Origin of the sequence: Bradyrhizobium sp. NBAIM08 (assembly GCF_020193935.1) — a bacterium.
Classification (GTDB): Bacteria; Pseudomonadota; Alphaproteobacteria; order Rhizobiales; family Xanthobacteraceae; genus Bradyrhizobium; species Bradyrhizobium yuanmingense.
The window spans coordinates 1-394 of sequence record NZ_JADYVR010001130.1; the positions used below are offsets into that span (position 1 = coordinate 1).

Annotated in this window: 1 protein-coding gene; it reads right to left on the reverse strand. The window is 67.8% G+C overall.

What is annotated here, in order from left to right; all coding sequences use genetic code 11:
* Positions 1 to 394, reverse strand: a 394-nt coding sequence (locus I6F37_RS43805) for a PKD domain-containing protein (RefSeq protein ID WP_225154955.1), incomplete at both ends; no start/stop codon positions are given.

Sequence of the window (394 nt, forward strand, 5' to 3'; positions counted from 1 at the left end):
GTGGTGATGTCGACGTTGTCCGAGGCCGCGGCCTGGCCGTCACTGACTGTCAATGAAAGACGGAATCGGCCCTGCCGGTCGGTGGTGAACGAGGGAGTCGCCGTGGTCGCGTTCACCAGTGTGGCGGTGCTGCCGGCGGGACGCTGCACGAATGCCCAGCTGTACGTCAGCGGCGCCCCGTCCGGATCCGTCGAGGCGCTGCCGTCGAGTGCGACGGTGCCATTGATCGGGATATCGCTCTGATCCGGCCCGGCGTTGGCGATCGGCGGCCGGTTCGCCGTGACGATCAGGATGCCGTCGCTGGCGCTGTTCACGAGGCCGTCGTTGACCACCAGCTGCAGCGAATAGGCGCCCGGCGCATCGGCGACGAAGGTCGGATTGACGAGGTTGGCGC